The following is a 1750-nucleotide window of genomic DNA, read 5'->3' as shown; positions in this document are numbered from 1 at the left end:
CCAGCCGGGAGGGGTCCATCGCGGCCGGTTCGCGCAGCCTCGGGCCGGCCTTGTACGCGGCCAGGAACACGTCGGTGAGGAGGTCGGCGGTGTGGTGGCCGTGGCGGTCGTGGTGGTCGCCCAGCTCCGCCGCCAGATCGCGCAGTGCGGCCGACTGCTCGTAGGTGTCGTGCCAGGTGACGCGGTCGAACCGGTCCGCGACCACGGCGGCGGTGTGCCGTTCGGGGGCGGTGGCGGTCCGGGCGAGCCATGCCCCGGCCCTGCTCGCGAGCTCGTCCACGGCGCCCCCTCAGAGCTGCGCCTGCACCGTGCTCGCGTCCACGCCGAGGGCCTCGGTGAGGACGCGGGCGCGGACGGCGCGCTGGCGGCCGGTGACCCGGTCGATGGCGGTGGTCGAGCGGCCGGCGCCCACCGCCTCGGCCCTCAGCCTCTCCAGCCGTCTGCCCGCCGTGGCGAGCTGGTGGTGCGCCTTCTTGATGACCCACTCGCTCAGCGCCTCGCGGGACTGCCCGGCCATGGCGTCGAGCTGGGCCTCCAGCTCCTCGATGGTGTCGGCCAGGTCGAGCGCCTCCTTGGCGTCGGGGTTGACCAGGTGCAGCACCTCGCGTTCGACGGTCGGGCGCTGGGCCGGGGAGTCCCACAGCACATGGGTCAGCACCGGCAGGTCGGTCTCGGCGACCGCCGTACGGCCGTCGAGGTACGCGGAGGCCTGGAGCAGGCCCACCGCCTGCCGCCAGCGGCGGTCGGAGGCGACGAGTTCCTTGCGGCGCAGGGCGGCCCGCAGGGTGCACACCGCGTCCACGATCGCGTCGGGGACGTCCACGGCCGGGACGGCCTCGGTCACGGCGTGCCGCAGCGCGGTCAGCTCGACGGTCGTCCGGGCCGGGGTGGCCGGGCGGTGGACGGCGGAGCGGACGAGCGCGGCGAAGTTCGAGGGGTCCTCCAGGTAGCCGACCTCGATCCGCACCAGCAGCCGGTCGTAGATCGCGGCCGAGTCCTCTCCGTCGGGGAGTTCGTTGCTGGCGGTGATGGCCCCGATGAGGGGGCAGCGGATCGGTTCGCCGCCGTTCTCGGGGTGGTAGATCCGCTCGTTGAGGTAGCCCAGGGTCTCGTTCAGCGCCGCCGTGGAGCACTTGAAGATCTCGTCGATGAAGGCGACGTGGGCGGTGGTGGCGCGGCCCTCGTAGACCTGGCGGTACTCGCCCCGGGCGAGCGCGGCGACGTCGATGGGCCCGAACATCCGCGTCGGCGCGGTGAACTTCGACAGCAGGATCTCCCAGTAGGCGGCGCCCTCGATCCGGCCCGTGAGCTCCCGCGCCATCTCGGACTTCGCCGTCCCGGGCGGTCCGAGCAGCAGCGAGTGCCGGCCGGCCAGCAGGGTCACCAGCAACGTCCGTACGACGTCGGCGCGTTCGTAGAACCGCTCCGACAACTCGTCGCCGATCGCCCGCAGTCTCCTGGCCGCGTCCTGCGCGTCCATCCTCAACTCCTCACGTGTGACAGCCCGCCCCGAAACTACGGCGAAATGACAACCGCGGTGACGGGATCCGGCCCGTACGGCTGCCGCCGTGCGGAGATCCACGGCGGGGACGCGTGCATGAGGACGATGAGGACGGAGGCCTGAGCGGGCCCGGCAGCGCCCTGGAGGGGCGCGGGGCCGTGTCCATGTGCGGCTCCGCCGCGTGGGCGCGGCGAGCCACGACGGCGCCGCGGACGGCAGGCGACCGGCGGCACGTCACCGCACCGCCGG

Annotated in this window: 1 protein-coding gene and 1 pseudogene; both read right to left on the bottom strand. The window is 73.8% G+C overall.

All coding sequences use genetic code 11. The features are described 5' to 3' along the window. Positions 1 to 280: pseudogene (locus tag B7767_RS35665) on the bottom strand (hypothetical protein); the annotation flags it as partial. A 9-nt stretch (positions 281 to 289) separates the two neighbouring features. Next, a complete protein-coding gene (locus B7767_RS35660) occupies positions 290 to 1480 on the bottom strand; it encodes an AAA family ATPase (RefSeq protein WP_085575669.1) in 1191 nt (396 codons plus the stop codon). Positions 1481 to 1750 lie beyond the last annotated feature (270 nt).

The organism is Streptomyces sp. 13-12-16 (genome assembly GCF_002114215.1).
Classification (GTDB): Bacteria; Actinomycetota; Actinomycetes; order Streptomycetales; family Streptomycetaceae; genus Streptomyces.
Note: the sequence above shows the minus strand (reverse complement) of the source record. Positions and strands in the feature narration are given on the sequence as shown.

What these genes read in the sequence shown, in the direction of transcription:
- B7767_RS35660 (WP_085575669.1), bottom strand. Translation starts at nt 1,480, where the DNA reads ATGGACGCGCAGGACGCGGCCAGGAGACTGCGGGCGATCGGCGACGAG.